This is a genomic window from Priestia sp. KCTC 13724 (genome assembly GCF_056820425.1).
Genome location: NZ_JBXDLD010000045.1, coordinates 1 through 21,251 on the forward strand (window position 1 = coordinate 1; position 21,251 = coordinate 21,251).

Genomic DNA, 21,251 nt, shown 5'->3' on the forward strand with positions numbered 1-21,251 from the left:
AAATCAGTTAACTACGCCAGTTTTGTGGTAATCCTGCGATTACTTTTGTCTAGCAACAAGTCGCACTTACTCCAGCGTGCAAACGTTAACGTTTTTGCAGGTGAGCAGTCCCACAAGGACAAAGCGTGGGAAACATAGCCAAATCTGACATTCATGTCTGTTAACTCCTTTTCATAGCTATAAAAGTGGGGATATAAACGTAGCTACCCCTTGTTTAAATTTATCAAACCAAGTCCGCTTTTTTATATCAGATAAAGAAAGAAGAGGACAGTCGTGTAAACAGGTGTGGAACGTTTCTTTTACATGCTTAATAAAAACAGGGTCAAAGATAAAGCAATTGATTTCTCCGTTTAAAAACAAGCTTCTTTTATCAAAGTTAGCAGTTCCCACATCACAAATTCGCTCATCAGCAATCATCACTTTTCCGTGATAGAAACCATAATAAAATTGATGAATCTGGCACCCCGCTTCGACTAAAGCAGGAAGATAAGAGAAGGCTGCATCGCGAACGAGTGGGTGATCTGCTCTCATTGGGATAAGGATATACACCGTTACGCCTCGTTTACGCGCTTTTAAAATAGCCGCCATTAAAGATTCTGTTGGGATAAAATAAGGAGTTCCAATACAAAGTTCATTTTTTGCTTCATTGATGATGTGCAAGAAATGATCTTCTAAGGAAACACCTTCCGTTGAGCGAAATTGCACGATTTGCATAGAGGGGTCTTTTATTTGTCTGTCAATTACCTCTTCGTGCTGCTCTTCATCGTTCATAGATGAGCTCCAATCTCTTAAAAACTGCGTTTGCAAATCATTTACTGCTTCTCCCGTTACTTTTAAGTGATAATCTTTCCACGTCCCTAATGTGGGATCTAAGCCTAAATATTCTTGGCCAATATTAAACCCTCCAATGTAGCCGATGGACTGGTCGATAATAGTCATTTTTCGATGATTCCTTGCGTTTATTGTATAAAATAAATAAGGGAATTTTAGCCGACGACTAAATGAAAACTTCACTCCGCAAGCCAGAAGGTGTTTTCTCATCTTCCGATTGAGCTTTATGCTACCGATGCGGTCAACGAGTAGCCGAACGTCAACTTGCTGACTTGCCTTTTCGCAGAGAAGATCCAAAAATTTTTTGCTAACCTCATCGTTTTTGACAATATAAAAAGAAATGTGAATGGAATGTTTTGCTTGTTCGATTGATTTAAACAAGTCATTGTAAAACTTCGTTCCATCAGTGAAAAGTTTGAGAGATGCTTGACGCATTGGAAATGTACGCTCTTTTTGCATGAGTTCCTTTTTGCCAACACCTAAATCAATGGCAAACCATGCGACAATCAAAATAACGATTAAAATAATTACAGTAGCCAACATTTCCTTTCCCACCCTCCATTAACCGAATAATTCACGATAATCATCTTATTTCTGTTCTTAGTTTCACCTCGTTTAAATAGAATATGAACAAAAAAGAAAGAAAATATGTTGACTGAATGTTCATTCATTATATAAAATGAAGAAAAGTTCATTATTTTCTAAATTTTCATCAGGGAGAAGGAGGGAATTATGTGTCAGCTTTATTGTGGGTCAATTTAATTTTATTTCTAATTGTAACCGCTTACGCAGGGTCGTTGTTTATTTACTTAATTCGAACGAGGTTAATGTACATCCAATTAGGTAAGAAAGTGGAGTTTGATCAAAAACTAAAAGAAAGACTGAACAAAGTATGGGTAAATGTTTTTGGCCAAAAAAAATTATTAAAAGATAAGAAAAGTGGAATCATCCACGTTCTTTTTTTCTACGGATTTATTCTAGTTCAGTTCGGTGCGATTGATTTTATTTTAAAGGGGTTAGTTCCTGGAGCGCATCTGCCATTAGGTCCGCTATATCCAGGCTTTACATTCTTTCAAGAAATTATAACTGTCTTGATTTTAGTTGCGGTTATATGGGCTTTTCACCGCCGTTATGTTGAAAAGCTTGTTCGATTAAAAAGAGGGTTTAAATCAGGTTTGGTTCTTTTGTTTATTGGTAGCTTGATGCTTTCAGTACTAATTGGAAATGGGATGTCACTAATCTGGCACAACCATGACTTAGCGTGGACTGAGCCAATTGCATCATCCGTTGCCTTTCTTTTGAATGGAATTGGCGAAACCGCATCTATTGTCATCTTCTATGTAGCATGGTGGATTCACTTACTTGTTTTATTAGCATTTTTAGTTTACGTACCGCAGTCTAAGCATGCCCATTTAATTGCAGGTCCAGCGAACGTGTTTTTCAATCGCGTTTCTAAGCCAGGGAAGTTAGAGAAAATCGATTTTGAAGACGAGTCTCAAGAAACATTTGGTGTAGGGAAAATTGAAGATTTTACACAAAACCAACTCATCGACTTATATGCATGCGTAGAGTGTGGACGATGTACAAACATGTGTCCAGCGACTGGGACAGGGAAAATGCTTTCACCGATGGATTTAATTTTGAAACTACGTGATCACTTGACTGAAAAGGGTGCTGTCGTAACGTCCAGAGCGCCTTGGGTGCCTACGTATGCTTTTGCCAATACAAAAGGAAACCAGCTTGCGGTCATGGGAGCAAGCCAAAGCAGCAGCGAAGTAGCAGCTACTTTGGAATACAACCCGTCTTTAATAGGAGAAGTCATTACAGAGGAAGAGATTTGGGCGTGTACGACCTGTCGTAATTGTGAAGATCAGTGTCCAGTAATGAACGAACATGTGGATAAAATCATTGATCTTCGTCGCTTTTTAGTTTTAACAGAAGGGAAAATGGATCCGGATGCTCAAAGAGCGATGACGAACATCGAGCGTCAAGGAAATCCATGGGGATTAAATCGTAAAGAAAAAGAAACTTGGAGAGAAATGCGAGAAGATATTCATGTACCGACGGTTAAAGAAATGAAGAAGAGTGGAGAAGAATTTGAATATTTATTTTGGGTCGGTTCGATGGGAGCTTACGATAATCGAAGTCAAAAGATTGCGCTTGCTTTTGCAAAACTGCTAAATGAAGCAGGAGTTAAGTTCGCTATCTTAGGAAACAAAGAGAAAAACTCTGGAGATACGCCGCGTCGATTAGGAAACGAGTTCTTATTCCAAGAGTTAGCTTCTAAGAACATTGAGGAATTTGAAAAGAACGAAGTGAAAAAGATTGTCACGATTGATCCTCATGCATATAACATTTTCAAAAATGAATATCCAGACTTTGGGTTAGAAGCAGAAGTGTATCATCATACGGAGCTTTTAGCACAGCTTGTGAAAGAAGGAAAGTTAAAGCCCAAATTTCCAATTGAAGAAACCGTTACGTTTCATGATTCCTGCTATTTAGGCAGATATAACGAAGTATATGACCCGCCGCGTGAAATTTTAAAAGCAATTCCAGGAGTGAAAATGGTTGAGATGGCTCGAAATCGTGAAAGCGGAATGTGTTGTGGTGCAGGAGGAGGGCTCATGTGGGCAGAAGAGACCTCTGGTCAACGAATCAACGTCGCGCGTACAGAACAAGCCCTGGAAGTAAACCCAGGCATTATTAGCTCTGGCTGTCCGTACTGTTTAACGATGATTAGCGATGGTACAAAAGCGAAAGAAGTTGAAGAAAAAGTAGGAACATATGATGTAGCAGAGCTCTTAGAAAAATCAATTTTTGGCATAAACGAAGCAAAACAACCTGTATGATAAGGGAGTTTATTACAGAAGGATGAAGGTTTAAAGCCCCCAAATGCTACTAAAAGAACGGGGGCTACAACCTTGTAAGAGATAGAGATTTTGTTTGTCATCAAATTGAGCAAACGTTCAATAGGAAAAGGGGGAGTTATAGATGAGGAGATCTGTCATTGTCAGTGCTGTGCGTACGCCTTTTGGTAAATTAGGAGGAGCTTTAAGCTCACTAACTGCCTCAGAGCTCGGTGGCCACGCTATAAAATCCGCGGTTCAGCATGCTGGTGTAGAAGCGGAAAACATTGATTCGGTTATTATGGGCTGTGTGCTTCAAGGGGGGCAAGGACAATTGCCATCTCGTCAAGCGTTGCATCATGCTGGTTTACCTTGGAGTGTGCAAACAGAAACCATTAACAAAGTATGTGCATCAGGAATGAGAAGCGTGATGTTAGCAGATCAGTATATTCGTTTAGGAGAAGCTTCAGCGGTTGTGGCCGGAGGAATGGAGTCTATGAGCAATGCACCATATCTGTTACCAAAAGCAAGATGGGGCTTTCGAATGGGAGATGGCCAAGCGAAAGATTTGATGATTCATGATGGCTTAACATGTAGCTTTACAGGAGTTCATATGGGGACTTACGGAAATCGATTGGCAAGTGAACTGAATATTTCCCGGGAAAAGCAAGATGAATGGGCATTGCGTAGTCATCAGCTGGCCGTTCAAGCTGAGAAAGAGGGGAAGTGGCAGGATGAGCTTGTGGCCATTGGTGTAAAGACGCGTAAAGGAACAGAAGTAGTTAAGCAAGATGAAGGGCCTCGTCATGATACTTCATATGAGAGACTTAGCACACTGCGACCAGTATTCAATCATGACGGAACAATTACTGCGGGAAACGCACCTGGTGTAAATGATGGCGCAGCAGCTCTACTTGTAATGGACGAAGAAGAAGCAAAGAAAAATGGTTATCAACAAATGGCAACAATTGTAGGTCATACATCATTAGCTGTTGAGCCACAAAACTTCCCTATTACGCCAGGGTTAGTAATAGAGAAGTTGTTAAAGCGTTGCAATAAAACCGTTCAAGATATTGATTTATTTGAGATTAATGAGGCTTTTGCAGCCGTAGCGCTTATGAGTATGCAGGTAGCGAACTTACCCGCTGATAAAGTGAACGTAAACGGAGGAGCTATCGCACTTGGCCATCCAATTGGAGCAAGCGGAGCGAGGATTCTAGTTACTCTTATTCACGAACTAAAGCGCCGTGGGGGTGGCTTAGGAATTGCGGCAATTTGTAGTGGCGGTGGCCAAGGGGACGCTGTGATGGTAGAAGTACATTAAAAAGGGGAGAAGGTCATGGATATTAAGAACGTACTTGTAATCGGAGCAGGACAAATGGGACTAGGAATTGCTCAAGTTTTTATGACGTCAAATTACCACGTTTCACTTTACGATATGTCAGAAGAACAGATCAAAAAAGGAATCGCATTTATCGATAAGCAATTAAATCGTCAAGTAGAAAAAGCAGCTATGACAAAAGTTGAAAAGGATGAAGTTATGAATAGGCTTTATCCAATTTCGTCTCTTTCTAATGCAGCGCAAGTGGATTTAGTAGTGGAAGCCGTCGTGGAGAAAATGGAGGTTAAGCAATCACTCTTCAAAGAGCTAGATCAACTTATGCCACCTCATACAATCTTGGCTACCAATACATCTTCACTGCCTATTACAGAAATTGCAGCCGCAACGAGCCGACCTCAACAAGTCATTGGAATGCATTTTATGAACCCAGTACCTGTGATGAAGTTAGTTGAAATTATTCGAGGGTTAGCTACAAGCGATGAAGTGTATAAAGTGATTCACGAAACGTCTGAGCGCTTAAATAAAGTTCCCGTAGAAGTAGAAGATTTTCCTGGATTTGTATCAAACCGAATTTTGATGCCGATGGTTAATGAAGCCATTTATACGTTATATGAAGGTGTTGCAAGGAAAGAAGATATTGATGCAGTGATGAAGCTTGGCATGCGCCATCCAATGGGACCGCTGACGCTAGCTGATTTTATTGGCTTAGATACCTGTCTATTTATTATGGAAACACTTCACAAAGGATTTGGAGACGATAAATATCGACCGTGTCCGTTGCTAAGAAAATATGTAAAAGCAGGTTGGCTAGGAAAGAAAGTAGGCCGTGGCTTTTTTACATATGACAAGTAAGGAGTGGTGAGATGCTTGCTTTTACGGATAAACAGCTCAGCTTTCAACACCTCATTCGTAAATTTGTTGCGGATGAAGTGATAAAAGTGGTTCCAAAAATGGAAAACGGAGAGTTTCCAAAAGAGACCTTAAAAGTAATGGGAGATGCAGGCCTACTTGGGATTCCCATTCCAAAGGTTTACGGTGGTCAAGAGCTCGATTTTATTTCATATACCATGGCAATTCATGAAATATCCAAAGTAAGCTCTGCTTTAGGCGTTATTTTATCCGTTCATACGTCCGTTGGTACTAATCCAATCCTTCGTTTTGGAACGGATGAACAAAAGCAGAAGTATGTCACGAAATTATCCCGAGGAATATATTTAGGCGCTTTTGCTTTAACCGAACCAAATGCAGGATCTGATGCATCTAGTCTAAAAACAAATGCTGAGAAACAAGGAAACCACTATATTGTAAACGGTTCCAAAGTTTTTATTACAAACGGCGGAGAAGCAGATACGTACATTATGTTTGCAAAAACTAACAGCAGCTTAGGTTCCAAAGGAATCACGGCTTTTATTGTAGAGAAAAATATGGTTGGGTTTCACGTTGGAAAAGATGAAAAGAAGATGGGCTTGCATGGATCTCGTACTGTGCAGTTGCACTTTGAAAATATGAAAGTGCCAGTTTCTAATCGCCTTGGGAATGAGGGAGAGGGCTTTAAGATTGCGATGGCCAACTTAGATGCAGGGAGAATTGGCATTGCAGCGCAGTCCCTGGGAATTGCAGAAGGAGCCCTTTATGAAGCGAACAAAAATATAGTATTCACGGAAGAAAAGGAGAGTATTCTTCAACAAGGAAAGCTTGCTGATATGGAAACTCAAGTGGAAGCAGCTCGGCTACTCGTTTATCGCGCAGCTTATTTATATCAGCAAGGCATGAAGTGTACAAAACAAGCTTCAATGGCAAAGCTTTTTGCTTCGCAAGCTGCAATGAATCTTACGACGGAAGCCATTCAACTTATTGGAGTTGGAGCAGTGATACAAGGAAATGTTGTAGAACGTTTATTCCGAGATGCAAAGGTATGTGAAATTTATGAGGGAACAAGTGAAATTCAGCGTATCGTAATCAGTAAATCTTTATAAACTGGGGGAGTTTAACATGTATTTTAAATTATCAGAAGAGCATGAAATGATTCGTAAAATGGTTCGAGATTTTGCTAAGAATGAGGTAGGACCTACAGCTGAAGAGAGAGATGAAGAAGAGCGTTTTGACCGAGAGATTTTTCGAAAGATGAGTGAGTTGGGATTAACTGGCATTCCGTGGCCTGAAGAGTATGGGGGAATTGGAAGTGACTATTTAGCGTATTGCATAGCTGTTGAGGAGCTATCACGCGTATGTGCATCAACAGGGGTGACACTGTCAGCCCATACATCTCTTGCTGGGTGGCCAATCTTTAAGTTCGGGAGCGAAGAGCAAAAGCATAAGTACTTAAAGCCCATGGCGCAAGGAGAAAAAATAGGTGCTTACGGACTTACTGAGTCGAGTGCAGGATCTGATGCGGGAGGCATGAAAACGACCGCTGTAAAAGAAGGCGATTTCTATGTATTAAACGGCTCGAAAATCTTTATTACAAACGGTGGAGAAGCGGATATTTATGTCGTATTTGCCCGCACAAATCCGGAAGAAAAACAAAAAGGAACGAGCGCATTCATTGTGGAGAAGGATATGGAAGGATTCTCTGTTGGAAAGAAAGAAAAGAAGCTAGGCATTCGTTCATCGCCCACAACGGAAATTATTTTTGAGAACTGCCGAGTGCCAAAAGAGAACCTACTGGGTAAGGAAGGAGACGGCTTTAAAATTGCCATGATGACGTTGGATGGTGGTCGAAACGGTATTGCTGCTCAAGCGGTAGGGATTGCTCAAGGAGCTCTAGACGCAGCAGTTGCGTACGCAAAAGAGCGTCACCAGTTTGGTAAACCAATTATTGCACAGCAGGGAATTGCGTTTAAGTTAGCTGATATGGCAACCAGTATTGAGGCATCACGCTTATTGACGTATCAAGCAGCTTGGCTAGAAGGAGAGGGGCTACCTTACGGAAAAGAATCAGCCATGTCGAAACTCTATGCAGGTGATACTGCTATGAAAGTCACGACAGAAGCTGTTCAAGTATTTGGTGGATACGGATATACAAAGGATTATCCAGTTGAGCGATATATGCGTGATGCGAAGATTACCCAAATTTATGAAGGGACTCAAGAGATTCAGCGTTTAGTTATTTCTCGTTACCTTTCAAAATAAAGAGCGGAGAAGGTGGATGTTAATGAGCAAAAGGGAAGTGCTTACCTCTATTAAGGATGAGCGGTTAATTGAAGAAAGACGGACGCAGATGGTGAAAGGCGCAGTTAGTCTTTTTAAAGAAAAAGGTTTTCATCGAACGACCACGAGAGAAATCGCAAAATCATCAGGTTTTAGTATCGGTACGCTTTATGAATACATCCAGTCAAAAGAAGATGTTCTTTATTTAGTTTGCGACAGCATTTATGAAGAGGTAAGAGAGCGCTTAGAAGAAGAGATGCACCTCGAAGGCTATACGGTTCAATGCTTAGAAAAGGCAATTACGCATTATTTTAAGGTTATTAACGAACTTCAAGATGAAGTCCTTGTTATGTACCAAGAAGCAAAATCATTATCAAAGGATGCTCTTCCTTATGTATTAAAGAAAGAGCTTGAGATGGTGGGAATGTTTGAGACATTAATCCGTGGTTGCATCCAAAGCGAGCAATTCCTTCTAGATGACAAAGAGATAAAGCTGCTATCCCATCATATTTTTGTCCAGGGGCAGATGTGGGCATTTAGACGTTGGTGGCTGCAGCAACACTATACGCTGGAAGAATACACAAACATACAGCTGAAGTTTTTGCTAAAAGATTTTTCAGTCCAATCTGTTTAATGGGGAGGCATTATTATAATGGAGCAAAAGAAAAGAGTACGTTTTGTAACGGCGGCTAGCTTATTCGATGGCCATGATGCGTCCATTAATATCATGAGGCGTATTTTGCAATCGTTAGGAGTGGAAGTCATTCACTTAGGCCATAACCGATCTGTTGAAGAGATTGTGAACGCGGCCATACAGGAGGATGTTCAGGGAATTGCTGTTTCGTCATACCAAGGAGGTCACGTCGAGTACTTTAAATATATGTATGATTTGCTAAAAGAGAAAGGCGCTTCCCACATTCGTATTTATGGAGGAGGTGGTGGGGTTATCATTCCAAGCGAAAGAGAAGAGCTTCACCATTACGGAATTGCTAAAATTTTCTCTCCAGAGGATGGGCGCTTAATGGGGCTGCAAGGCATGATTCAATATATGGTAGATGAGTGCCAGAAGATAGTTTTGCCTGAAATACCTTCGGTCGATCAGTTGGGAAAAATCAACCATCAAGCCATTGCTCAGTATATTACAGTGGTTGAGAACGCGCTTTTAAATGGGGCTATGCAAGAACAAGCGGCAACCCTAGAAGCTATTAAAAGAGATTTAAAACAGGCGTCCAATATTCCTGTTCTAGGTATAACAGGAACAGGAGGAGCTGGTAAAAGTTCTTTAACGGACGAATTAATTCGTCGCTTTTTAGAAGAAGATGAATCCCTTCATATTGCCGTATTATCAATTGATCCAACCAAGCAAAAAACAGGAGGAGCGCTGTTAGGAGATCGAATTCGAATGAACAGCGTTTCATCCAATCGAGTTTATATGAGAAGCTTGGCAACACGTTCTTCTAAACATGAGCTATCAGCAGCTGTTAAAGATGCAGTTGATATTGTAACGGCAGCTGGTTTCGACATGGTTATTGTCGAAACGAGTGGTATTGGGCAAGCGGATGCGGAAATTAAAAATCTGGCCAACGTATCCATGTACGTCATGACGAGTGAGTTTGGTGCCCCATCGCAGCTTGAAAAGATTGAGATGCTTGATTATGCCGATTTTGTTGTTATTAATAAATTTGAGAAAAAAGGGTCTGAAGATGCGAAGCGCCAAGTTCAAAAGCAATACCAGCGCAACCATGAACGTTTTGAAGACTCACTAGATGATATGCCTGTTTATGGCACAATTGCAAGTCAATTTAACGACCCGGGAACAAATCATTTATATAATGAGTTGATTCGTACGATTAATCAACAGTTCAATATTCAGCTTAAGCCAACCCTATCTACAGATGAAAAACAGTCACATACCATTATTCCTCCAGATAAACAGCAGTATTTACAGGAGATTGTAAATACAGTGCGAGATTACCATAACTATGCAAAACAGCAAGGGAATTTTGCGCATAAAACTCAGCAAGTAAAAGACGTTATCAATAAGGTCAAACATAAAGACAGTCAGCATGAACTGAAGGGACTCTTGCAAAACTATGAAAATCAGCTATCCAAAGAATCAAAAGAGAAGTTAGAAAGGTGGGCAGACTTAAAGAATGATTATCGTCAGCCCGTCTTAAGGACATATGTGCGAGGAAAAGAAATCAAAACAGATTTACAAATTGAGACATTGTCAGGGTTAAAAATTCCAAAGGTAGCGTTGCCTACATTTCGAGATGATGGAGATATCTTACATTGGTTATATCGAGAGAACGTTCCAGGTGAATTTCCATTTACAGCAGGAGTTTTTCCATTTAAGCGAAAAGGTGAAGACCCGAAACGACAATTTGCCGGAGAAGGCACACCAGAAAGAACGAACCGTCGCTTTCATTATTTGTCCAAAGATGATGATGCGAAGCGTTTAAGCACGGCTTTTGATTCGGTGACGCTATACGGTGAAAATCCAGCGGAACGGCCTGATATTTTCGGTAAAATTGGTGAAAGTGGCGTTAGCGTATGTACATTAGATGATATGAAAAAGTTGTATGAAGGCTTTGATTTATGTGCACCTTCTACATCTGTTTCCATGACCATTAACGGGCCGGCTCCTATTATATTAGCGATGTTCATGAACGTAGCGATTGCTCAGCAAGTGAATAAAAGGGAGACAGAACTAAAGCGTCAGCTGAGTCTAGAAGAATATGAAACGGTGAAAAGCAAGGCGTTGAGTACAGTTAGAGGAACTGTCCAAGCAGATATTTTAAAAGAAGATCAAGGGCAGAATACATGCATTTTCTCTACAGAGTTTGCGTTGAAGATGATGGGGGATATCCAAGAGTATTTTACGAAGCATCATGTGCGTAACTACTATTCTGTATCTATTTCTGGCTATCATATTGCAGAGGCAGGAGCTAATCCAATTTCTCAACTTGCGTTTACGCTTGCTAACGGATTTACGTATGTCGAGTACTACTTAAGTCGCGGCATGAATATTAATGATTTTGCACCGAATCTTTCCTTCTTTTTCAGCAATGGACTTGATCCAGAATATACGGTAATTGGTCGCGTAGCTCGTCGTATTTGGGCTATTGTTATGCGTGATAAATATGGAGCAAACGAACGGAGTCAAAAGTTAAAGTACCATGTACAAACGTCTGGTCGCTCACTTCATGCTCAAGAGATTCAGTTTAACGACATTCGTACAACATTACAGGCATTAATGGCTCTTCACGATAATTGTAATTCCCTGCACACGAACGCGTATGATGAAGCTATTACAACACCTACGGAAGAGTCGGTGCGCCGTGCGATGGCTATTCAATTAATTATTACGAAAGAAAATGGATTGACAAAGAATGAAAACCCGCTTCAAGGCTCTTTTATTGTAGAAGAGTTAACAGATTTAGTAGAGGAAGCGGTTTTACAAGAGTTTGAACGTATCAACACACGAGGTGGAGTGTTAGGTGCTATGGAGCTACAATATCAGCGTGGCAAAATTCAAGATGAGTCAATGGAATATGAAATGAGAAAGCATAATGGTTCTTTGCCAATCGTTGGAGTAAATACGTACCGTAATCCCAATGAGCAAGGTGATACAAATGTTAATGATATGCAGCTTGCTCGTGCATCTTGGGAAGAAAAGAACTATCAAATTGAGCAGTTAAAAGCGTTTCAAGAAAAACATGCTGACAATGTAAAGCCAGCGCTTGAAAGGTTAAAAAAAGCTGCCAACAACGGAGAAAACATTTTCGCAGAGCTCATGAATACCGTCCAGTTTGCAAGTTTGGGTGAAATTACACAGGCGCTTTATAAATGTGGTGGACAGTATCGTCGAAATATGTAAATCGGTTTAGAAACAGAAACTATTAGCCATATGGCGCTAGTAGTTTCTGTTTCATTTTGCAATTTCCAAGAGATTTTTAGAATCGAGGCTAGCATAAATGTATTGAATTTGTTTATAATGAATGGTATGTATTTATTCGTGTCCATCATTTGAACTTATGATGAATTGATTTAATAGATTTTAGATATACATAGAAAGGGCGTGTCACCTTTGAGTTTAGAAAAGTACTCAAAAGAAGAATTAAAAGAGATGTCAATGATCGAAATTGCGTATGCGCTGTTAAGTGAGAAAACAGACCGTCAAGCTATTTCATTTCAAGAAATTATTGATGAAATCGTAAAAGCAACAGAGATGTCAGATACAGAATTAAAATCAAGAATTGCGCAGTTCTATACAGATATTAATATCGATGGTCGATTCCTAACGGTTGGTGAAAACTATTGGGGGTTAAGGGGTTGGTATCCTTTTGATCAGGCAGAAGAAGATATTGTGCCAGCAGCTAAGCCGAAGAAGAAGAAAGCGAAAAAAGCTGTTGTAGACGAGCTGGATGATTTTGATGATTTAGAAGAAGAAGATCTAGATTTCGATGATCTTGATGAATTAGCTGAAGAAGATGACGGTGATTTTGAAGATTTAGATGAAGAAGATGTTATTGAAGAAGAGGAAGAAGACTTTGACGATTTAGATGAAGATCTAGATGAAGAAGAAGCAGATGAAGAAGCCGAAGAAGACCTTGAGTAGAAGACCTTGAGTATGAGGATGAAAAATAATCTATCATAATGGTTCTTGACTTTTGTCATTGAAATATGTAGAATCTTTTTTGGGCTCTTTAAACGAGTATTTAAGAAGTTTAAACATATTATATAGAACATTGCTCCCAATCCTGTTATGGCATTGGGAGCAATTTTTTTTTAAAACTTGGCACCTTGGAGCTAGAAACCATACAGGCTCATCTTGCTGTCGAGTTTTTGCTTTTTCGTACTGAACAGTTGAATTCTTATTCTTCTTCAATAAGCATTCCCAATAATGCTTTTAATAATTTCATGCATGATGATGAATGAATTGTGATTGTTTATGTAAAAACTTTTAGTATTGTACACTTTAACAAATTTAGAGGGGGAAGACCAAATGACAAAATATATTTTCGTAACAGGTGGCGTTGTATCTTCTTTGGGGAAAGGGATCACTGCTGCTTCTCTAGGTAGACTATTAAAAAATCGTGGATTAAACGTAACTATTCAAAAGTTCGATCCATACATTAACGTAGACCCAGGAACAATGAGCCCATACCAACATGGTGAAGTATTCGTTACGGATGATGGTGCAGAAACAGATTTAGATTTAGGGCACTATGAGCGTTTTATCGATATTAACTTAAATCGCTATAGTAACGTAACAACAGGGAAAGTTTACTCAACTGTATTGAAAAAAGAGCGTCGCGGTGACTACTTAGGTGGAACAGTTCAGGTAATCCCTCATATTACAAATGAAATTAAAGAAAAAGTATTCCGTGCAGGTAAAGAGACAAACGCAGACGTTGTTATTACGGAAATCGGAGGAACGGTAGGAGATATCGAATCTCTGCCATTCTTAGAAGCTATTCGTCAAATTAAAAGCGATATCGGTCGCGATAATGTAATGTACATTCATTGTACATTAGTGCCATACTTAAAGGCTGCAGGCGAGATGAAAACAAAGCCAACACAGCATAGCGTTAAAGAACTTCGTAGTTTAGGAATTCAACCAAACGTTATTGTTGTACGTACAGAAATGCCAATTTCTGAAGATATGAAAGAAAAGCTAGCTCTATTCTGTGATATCGATAAAAAAGCAGTTATTGAATGTGCAGATGCGGAGACATTATACGAAATTCCACTATCGCTACAAGACCAGCACTTAGATCAAATCACGTGCGATCACTTAAAATTAGATTGTAAAGAAGCCGATATGACGGAGTGGAAAGAGCTTGTAGCTAAAGTAAAAGGCTTATCTAAAACAACGAAAATTGCTCTTGTTGGTAAATATGTAGAGCTTCAAGATGCTTACATCTCAGTTGTTGAAGCAATGCGCCATGCTGGTTATGCATTTGATGCAGATGTAAACATTCAATGGGTTAACTCAGAGCACGTTACGCAAGAAAACGTAAGTGAACTATTAGGTAATGTTGACGGTATCTTAGTACCAGGTGGATTTGGTGACCGCGGTATCGAAGGTAAGATTGTAGCTACTCAATATGCTCGTGAGCAAAAAGTTCCATTCTTAGGTATTTGCTTAGGTATGCAACTTGCATCTGTAGAGTTTGCTCGCAACGTATTAGGTTTAGACGGAGCGCACTCTGCTGAAATTGCTCCAAGCACAAACTATCCAATCATTGACCTATTACCAGAACAAAAGGATGTTGAAGATTTAGGTGGAACACTTCGCTTAGGATTGTATCCTTGTAAGTTAACAGAAGGTACATTAGCTCATCAAGCATACCAAGATGAAGTTGTTTACGAGCGCCATCGTCACCGTTACGAGTTCAACAACGAATATCGTCAAGAGATGGAGAAGAAAGGCTTTATCTTCTCAGGTACAAGCCCAGACGGTCGTTTAGTGGAAATCGTTGAGTTAAAAGACCATCCATGGTTCTTAGCAGCTCAATTCCACCCAGAGTTCACGTCTCGTCCAAATCGTCCACAACCTCTATTTAGAGAATTTATTCGTGCATCAATTGAATTAGGACAACAACAATAAAAAACAACAAAAAAGACGCGGTGACAGACAGCGTCTTTTTTGTTGTTACTCATTTTCATCCATGATTTCTTTTAATGTAAAGGATAAGCCATAATACGCATAAAGAGTAGTCATAAGAGCTGGAAAGCCAAAGCGTTCCCCGCTATCATCAGGGATAAGTGGCTGTAAAAGATACGTATTAATATGCACATCTGCTAGTTCATGAATACTGTCACCTTGAACCTCTTTGGGAATAGCTCCAATGCTAACAAACGGAATTCCTTGTTCCAGTAGAGTATGTGCTACTTGAACTGCTTTTTCGTCTGTAGAAAACCTTGTAACAATGAGTACTCGATCTACGGATGTTAAGCTGCTAATGTCATTGAGCTCTAGAGATTTTGCATGAGCTAACGGCTCTGCACTCTGCGTCGCTTCGTACATCACGGCTTGCATTTCATTTACTCCATAAATATAAATGTTTCCTTCTCCAATGGCTGCTTGAGCTAAAATACGAGCACCATCTTCCAAGTTGAATTCTTCTTTTTCGCCTATGCGTTTAAAATAGCTAGACAATTGTGTTGTGAAAATTTTAAGCATGATAAAGTCACCTTTCTCTTTCTCAAGAGTGTTTGCTAATCATTATATCGAAAAAATATATCCATATTCTAGTGTAAAACAAGTTATAATAAAAAAGTATGGAAAAACAAAGTAAGAATAATGACTAAAATTCCTGTATTTTGTAAGATTTCCTTAAATGAGCAGGGATTTGTCGCTTTATAACGAAATACATATGTTAGTTTTGTCTCAACAAGAGGCTGTATAGAAGGTGGGATTATGTTGACTGAAAAAATCTTAATTGTAGATGACCAGTACGGAATTCGTATTTTACTAACAGAAGTATTGCAAAAGGAAGGGTATCACACTTTTCAAGCAGCGAATGGGTTTCAAGCGATTGACATTGCAAAAGAACAACAACTTGATCTTGTCTTGCTTGATATGAAGATTCCAGGGATGGACGGAATTGAAATTTTAAAACGATTAAAAGGGTATGATAAGACAATAAAAGTAATTATAATGACTGCTTATGGTGAATTAGATATGATCCAAGAAGCAAAAGATTTAGGTGCGTTAACGCATTTTGCAAAACCGTTTGATATTGATGAAATTAGACAGGCTGTTAGGGAATATATACCATTAAAGTCTAAGTAAGTGCTTACAATTAGGCGTGTTTCTAAGAAATTTTCAATATTAACCTAAAAATCTTGCTGTTTTGTTTTTAAGTTGGTATCCTAATTACTGTATTAATCATTCGACAACATATTGTGTGCAGATACACCGCATTTCTACATGGAATGTCAGATTCAAGAGCATACTACTTTTAGGTAGGCTTTTGGTTAGTATCTAACTCACATAGATTATTAAGGAGGATTTCAACATGCCTTTAGTATCAATGAAAGACATGCTTATCAAAGCAAAAGAGGAAGGCTACGCAGTAGGCCAATTTAACCTAAACAACTTAGAGTTCACTCAAGCTATCTTAAAAGCAGCTCAAGAAGAAAACTCTCCAGTTATCCTAGGTGTATCTGAAGGTGCAGCACGTTACATGGGCGGTTTCAAAACTGTAGTATCAATGGTTAAAGGTTTAATCGAAGACTACAACGTAACAGTGCCAGTTGCAATTCACTTAGACCATGGTTCAAGCTTTGAATCATGTGCAAAAGCAATTCATGCAGGATTCACTTCTGTAATGATTGATGCTTCTCACCACCCATTTGAAGAAAACATTGCAACTACTGCTAAAGTAGTTGAACTAGCACACTTCCACGGTGTATCTGTAGAAGCTGAGTTAGGAACTGTTGGTGGACAAGAAGATGACGTAATCGCTGATGGTGTTATCTACGCTGATGCAAAAGAGTGTGAAGAGCTTGTTAAACGTACAGGTATCGACTGCCTTGCTCCAGCATTAGGTTCAGTTCATGGTCCTTACAAAGGTGAGCCAAACTTAGGCTTTGCTGAAATGGAAGAAATCGGTCAAATTACTGGTTTACCATTAGTATTACACGGTGGTACTGGTATCCCAACAAAAGACATTCAAAAAGCTGTTTCTTTAGGAACTGCTAAAATTAACGTAAATACAGAAAACCAAATTGCTTCAGCTAAAGCTGTACGCGAAGTACTAGCTGCGCAACCTGAGCAATATGACCCACGTAAATACTTAGGACCAGCTCGCGATGCAATTCAAGCGACAGTTCAAGGGAAAATGCGTGAGTTTGGTTCTTCAAACAAAGCATAATTACCATTCCACATTAAGTGATTAATGATGAGATGGTGCAAAGCCGCCTTGCTCAATAGTTGTAAGGCGGCTTTATTTTAATTATAATTTTCATATAATTAAGAAAAAAGGGGATAGGACAGATGAAATTTTTCATTGATACAGCTAACTTGTCAGAAATAAAGGAAGCGCATTCATTAGGGGTTATTGCTGGTGTTACAACAAATCCAAGTTTGGTAGCAAAAGAGAATATCACATTTGAAGATCGTCTTCGTGAGATTACAGAGCTAGTTGAAGGGTCAGTGAGCGCCGAAGTCATTTCTTTAGATGCAGAAGGAATGATTCGAGAAGGTAAAGAGTTAGCGGCCCTTGCACCAAATATTACGATTAAAGTACCGATGACTCCTGATGGTCTAAAAGCAGTAAACGAATTTACGAGTCTTGGAATCAAAACCAACGTCACGCTTATCTTTTCTGCTAATCAAGCATTATTAGCTGCAAGAGCTGGTGCAACATATGTTTCACCATTTTTAGGTCGCCTTGATGACATTGGATTTAATGGTATGAACTTAATTTCAGATATTGCAGAGATTTTTGCTATTCACGATATTCCAACTGAAATCATTGCTGCTTCTATTCGTCACCCAATGCATGTAACGGAGGCTGCTAAGCAAGGAGCTCATATTGCAACAATTCCTTATAAAGTAATTATGCAGCTTTTCAAGCATCCTTTAACGGAAGCAGGAATCGAACAGTTTCTAGCAGATTGGGAAAAACGACAAAAATAATGTAAATAAGATGGTATGGCATTTGCGAATAAATTGAGTAAATGCCATATTTTCTTTAAAATTGTCGAAATTATACATGATTTTTGGATTTTCGTGTACACTAGTAGATAAGAGGAAAAATACAAGTAGTCTACATAGTTGTAGTTCCAATTTTTTCCTTAACTACAGAGTCGAAAACTTTCTTTCGCTGGAAGGGAGCTATAAATGGAAAAGCTGAAAATACAAGGTGGCTTTACTCTAAGTGGAACAGTTCGTGTAAGCGGTGCTAAAAATAGCGCTGTGGCGCTGATTCCAGCTACGATTTTAGCGGAGTCACCTGTTACAATAGAGGGGCTACCTCGTATATCAGATGTTGAATTGCTGAGTGATTTAATTGAAGAAATTGGTGGCACTGTCACAAGTGATAATGAAGAATTAACGGTAAACCCAACTCATATGACGGCCATGCCTTTACCAAGTGGAAAGGTAAAAAAGCTGCGTGCTTCTTATTATTTGATGGGAGCAATGTTAGGGCGTTTTAAAAAAGCTGTTGTTGGTCTTCCAGGCGGCTGTTATTTGGGACCGCGCCCAATTGATCAGCATATTAAAGGTTTTGAGGCACTAGGTGCTACTGTTACAAATGAACAAGGTGCTATTTATTTACGTGCTGAAGAATTAAGAGGAGCTCGTATTTATTTAGACGTGGTAAGCGTTGGTGCAACCATTAATATCATGCTAGCTGCTGTCAGAGCAAAGGGACGTACTGTTATTGAGAATGCAGCTAAAGAACCTGAGATTATTGATGTTGCGACGTTGCTAACGAGTATGGGAGCAAAAATTAAGGGTGCTGGAACAGACGTTATCCGCATTGATGGCGTAGATACTTTACATGGATGCCGTCATTCAATCATTCCAGATCGTATTGAGGCGGGCACTTACATGGTAATGGGTGCTAGTATGGGGAAAGAAGTGATTGTGGATAATGTGATTCCACAGCACTTGGAATCTTTGACGGCTAAAATGAGAGAAATGGGTATTCATATTGAAACAAGCTCAGACCAAATTTTGGTTGCTACAAGAGAATTATTAAAGCCTGTAGACATCAAAACATTGGTTTATCCAGGATTCCCAACAGATTTGCAGCAACCTTTCACTACTTTATTAACAAAAGCATCTGGTACAAGTGTAGTAACAGATACAATTTATGGAGCTCGGTTTAAGCATATTGATGAGCTAAGACGTATGAATGCTTCGGTTAAAGTAGAGGGTCGCTCTGCAATTATTAATGGGCCAATACAGTTGCAAGGTGCGCGTGTTAAGGCTTCTGATTTACGAGCAGGAGCAGCTCTAGTAACAGCTGGTTTAATGGCTAAAGGAATTACTGAAGTTACTGGATTAGAACATATTGATCGAGGATATAGTCACCTCGTGGACAAACTATCAAGTTTAGGCGCAATGATTTGGCGAGAAGAAATGACTGAAGAAGAAATTGAACAATTCCAAAATTCTTAATCACAAATTTTCTCATCATGTCATCTACTAGACATTACGTGAATTTCGTCTATAATAGAGTAAGTTGAAAATCAGTGAGGGAAATCCCTCACTGATTATTTATTCGTTATAAATAATAAATCGGTGTGTGCAATGCATTTGTAGCTATCATTTCTTATTTAATATGAATTGAAAAGGTTTTCAGTAGAAGCTAGTAAACTATAACATGTTTTTTGTTGAACGCTATGCGTCAAAAAAAGATTGATTAAAAAGATAGAAAAAGGTTAGAATATAAGTTGCTACATTAAACAATTCGTGGTTTTTGCCACTTCGTTATGAAAGTAACCTGTTTTTTCTTCTAATAAGTGTATAATTATAATTGATTCTACTTATGTATACTTCTAGATTACCTTCTCCATCTTTAACACATTGTTCCGACCGTATCATTTTCTAATAGATAGTAACTTAATATGGAAGGAAACTCAAAAATTATTCATTAAAAGCGTGGTGTCCTAATGAACTTAACATTATCCAGTTTAGAAAATATGAAATTAAAAGAGCTATATGAACATGCGAAAGCATATAAAGTTTCTTATTATAGCAAGCTAACGAAAAAAGAGCTTGTTTTTGCAATTTTAAAAGCACAGGCAGAGCAAGACGGTCTGCTTTTCATGGAAGGTGTCCTTGAAATTATTCAATCGGAAGGGTTTGGGTTTTTAAGACCAATCAACTATTCTCCAAGCTCTGAGGATATTTATATTTCCGCGTCTCAAATTCGCCGTTTTGATTTACGAAACGGAGATAAAGTATCTGGTAAAGTTCGTCCCCCTAAAGAAAACGAGCGTTACTATGGCTTACTACATGTAGAAGCAGTTAATGGTGAAGATCCAGAGACATCAAAAGAACGCGTGCATTTCCCAGCGTTAACGCCTATTTATCCAAATGAGCAAATGCGTTTGGAAACACAGCCTAGAAGTTTCTCAACTCGAATTATTGACCTTATCTCACCGATTGGTTTTGGTCAAAGGGGATTAATCGTTGCACCACCTAAAGCTGGTAAAACAATGCTTCTAAAAGAAATTGCAAACAGTATTACAACAAATCATCCAGAAGCAGAGCTCATTGTTCTCTTAATCGATGAGCGTCCTGAAGAAGTAACAGATATTGAAAGATCTGTTGATGGGGATGTTGTAAGTTCAACGTTTGATGAGGTACCAGAAAACCATATTAAAGTCGCTGAGCTTGTGCTCGAGCGTGCAATGAGATTAGTGGAGCATAAAAAAGACGTTGTCATTTTAATGGATAGTATCACTCGTCTAGCTCGTGCTTATAACCTTGTTATTCCGCCAAGTGGAAGAACATTGTCAGGTGGTATTGACCCAGCTGCTTTCCATCGTCCAAAGCGATTCTTTGGTGCTGCCAGAAACATTGAAGATGGCGGAAGCTTAACAATTCTTGCAACAGCTTTAATTGATACAGGCTCTCGTATGGACGATGTAATCTATGAAGAGTTTAAAGGAACTGGAAATATGGAGCTTCACCTTGATCGTTCACTTGCGGAAAAACGTATTTTCCCGGCAATTGATATTCGTCGTTCAGGTACACGTAAAGAGGAGCTTCTTATTCCAAAGGAGCAGCTTGATCATTTATGGGCTATTCGTAAGTCAATGGCTGATGCGCCTGATTTTGCTGAAAAGTTCTTAAAGCGTCTTCGTCAAACAAAATCAAATGAAGAGTTTTTTGCTTTGTTAACTGAAGAGAAGAAAGCTCTATTAGCTAATAAACGATAACAGAAAACATATGTAATTGGTTTTATAAAGATTTTAAATGAAGTGTCAGTTGATGGAAAAAGATGTTTTGAATAGGTGGTTGCAAAACGAAACAACCCTTGTTATAATTTCATCATGTGTGTTGATAAGATACACGATGGTGCGATTATGCTCATCATTTTTTCTTA

General features: G+C 39.1%; 16 protein-coding genes and 1 pseudogene. 14 read left to right on the forward strand and 3 right to left on the reverse strand.

Going from position 1 to position 21,251, the window contains the following annotated elements; translation table 11 throughout:
* Positions 1–65 precede the first annotated feature (65 nt).
* Both AC1UFB_RS06590 and cls read right to left on the reverse strand, forming a co-directional pair.
* Positions 66–155: pseudogene (locus AC1UFB_RS06590) on the reverse strand (UV damage endonuclease UvsE); the annotation flags it as partial.
* 22 nt (positions 156–177) lie between these two features.
* Positions 178–1,374, reverse strand: a complete 1,197-nt coding sequence (gene cls, locus AC1UFB_RS06595; protein ID WP_100346561.1) for a cardiolipin synthase — start codon at positions 1,372–1,374, stop codon at positions 178–180.
* A 191-nt stretch (positions 1,375–1,565) separates the two neighbouring features.
* On the opposite strand from cls, the gene AC1UFB_RS06600 reads away from it, so the two are divergent.
* From AC1UFB_RS06600 to AC1UFB_RS06640, 9 genes are all read left to right on the forward strand, one after another.
* Positions 1,566–3,680 carry a heterodisulfide reductase-related iron-sulfur binding cluster gene (locus tag AC1UFB_RS06600; RefSeq protein WP_100346562.1) on the forward strand — a complete coding sequence of 705 codons (2,115 nt, stop codon included), beginning with the start codon at positions 1,566–1,568 and terminating at the stop codon, positions 3,678–3,680.
* 142 nt (positions 3,681–3,822) lie between these two features.
* Positions 3,823–5,001, forward strand: coding sequence for an acetyl-CoA C-acetyltransferase (locus AC1UFB_RS06605; protein WP_328100945.1), 1,179 nt, complete (start codon positions 3,823–3,825; stop codon positions 4,999–5,001).
* A 15-nt stretch (positions 5,002–5,016) separates the two neighbouring features.
* Positions 5,017–5,871: a 3-hydroxybutyryl-CoA dehydrogenase gene (locus tag AC1UFB_RS06610; RefSeq protein WP_025908725.1), complete on the forward strand. Its 855-nt coding sequence runs from the start codon at positions 5,017–5,019 to the stop codon at positions 5,869–5,871.
* A gap of 11 nt (positions 5,872–5,882) precedes the next feature.
* Positions 5,883–6,995, forward strand: a complete 1,113-nt coding sequence (locus tag AC1UFB_RS06615) for an acyl-CoA dehydrogenase family protein (protein WP_482588821.1) — start codon at positions 5,883–5,885, stop codon at positions 6,993–6,995.
* 16 nt (positions 6,996–7,011) lie between these two features.
* Positions 7,012–8,151, forward strand: coding sequence for an acyl-CoA dehydrogenase (locus AC1UFB_RS06620; protein WP_025908727.1), 1,140 nt, complete (start codon positions 7,012–7,014; stop codon positions 8,149–8,151).
* A 22-nt stretch (positions 8,152–8,173) separates the two neighbouring features.
* Positions 8,174–8,803: a TetR/AcrR family transcriptional regulator gene (locus tag AC1UFB_RS06625; protein ID WP_025908728.1), complete on the forward strand. Its 630-nt coding sequence runs from the start codon at positions 8,174–8,176 to the stop codon at positions 8,801–8,803.
* 18 nt (positions 8,804–8,821) lie between these two features.
* Complete coding sequence (gene icmF, locus AC1UFB_RS06630; protein WP_328100942.1) at positions 8,822–12,049, forward strand: fused isobutyryl-CoA mutase/GTPase IcmF; 3,228 nt, start codon at positions 8,822–8,824, stop codon at positions 12,047–12,049.
* Positions 12,050–12,259: 210 nt separating this feature from the next.
* A complete protein-coding gene (gene rpoE / locus AC1UFB_RS06635; protein ID WP_482588824.1) occupies positions 12,260–12,790 on the forward strand; it encodes a DNA-directed RNA polymerase subunit delta in 531 nt (176 codons plus the stop codon).
* 387 nt (positions 12,791–13,177) lie between these two features.
* Entirely contained in the window at positions 13,178–14,785 is a 1,608-nt protein-coding gene (locus AC1UFB_RS06640) for a CTP synthase (RefSeq protein WP_025908731.1), read from the forward strand.
* Positions 14,786–14,830: 45 nt separating this feature from the next.
* On the opposite strand, the gene AC1UFB_RS06645 is transcribed toward AC1UFB_RS06640, so the two are convergent.
* The gene (locus AC1UFB_RS06645) at positions 14,831–15,361 is read right to left on the reverse strand and encodes a DUF2529 domain-containing protein (RefSeq protein WP_061785348.1); all 531 of its coding nucleotides are present in this window, start codon (positions 15,359–15,361) and stop codon (positions 14,831–14,833) included.
* Positions 15,362–15,598: 237 nt separating this feature from the next.
* On the opposite strand from AC1UFB_RS06645, the gene AC1UFB_RS06650 reads away from it, so the two are divergent.
* The 5 genes from AC1UFB_RS06650 (at position 15,599) to rho (ending at position 21,084) form a co-directional block, all read left to right on the forward strand.
* A complete protein-coding gene (locus AC1UFB_RS06650) occupies positions 15,599–15,973 on the forward strand; it encodes a response regulator (protein WP_100346566.1) in 375 nt (124 codons plus the stop codon).
* A gap of 226 nt (positions 15,974–16,199) precedes the next feature.
* Positions 16,200–17,057 carry a class II fructose-bisphosphate aldolase gene (locus tag AC1UFB_RS06655; RefSeq protein WP_025908734.1) on the forward strand — a complete coding sequence of 286 codons (858 nt, stop codon included), beginning with the start codon at positions 16,200–16,202 and terminating at the stop codon, positions 17,055–17,057.
* Between the two features lie 122 nt (positions 17,058–17,179).
* Positions 17,180–17,824 carry a fructose-6-phosphate aldolase gene (gene fsa / locus AC1UFB_RS06660; RefSeq protein ID WP_025908735.1) on the forward strand — a complete coding sequence of 215 codons (645 nt, stop codon included), beginning with the start codon at positions 17,180–17,182 and terminating at the stop codon, positions 17,822–17,824.
* Positions 17,825–18,028: 204 nt separating this feature from the next.
* Positions 18,029–19,315: a UDP-N-acetylglucosamine 1-carboxyvinyltransferase gene (locus tag AC1UFB_RS06665; RefSeq protein WP_025908736.1), complete on the forward strand. Its 1,287-nt coding sequence runs from the start codon at positions 18,029–18,031 to the stop codon at positions 19,313–19,315.
* Between the two features lie 494 nt (positions 19,316–19,809).
* Positions 19,810–21,084, forward strand: a complete 1,275-nt coding sequence (gene rho / locus AC1UFB_RS06670) for a transcription termination factor Rho (protein ID WP_025908737.1) — start codon at positions 19,810–19,812, stop codon at positions 21,082–21,084.
* Positions 21,085–21,251: the final 167 nt, after the last annotated feature.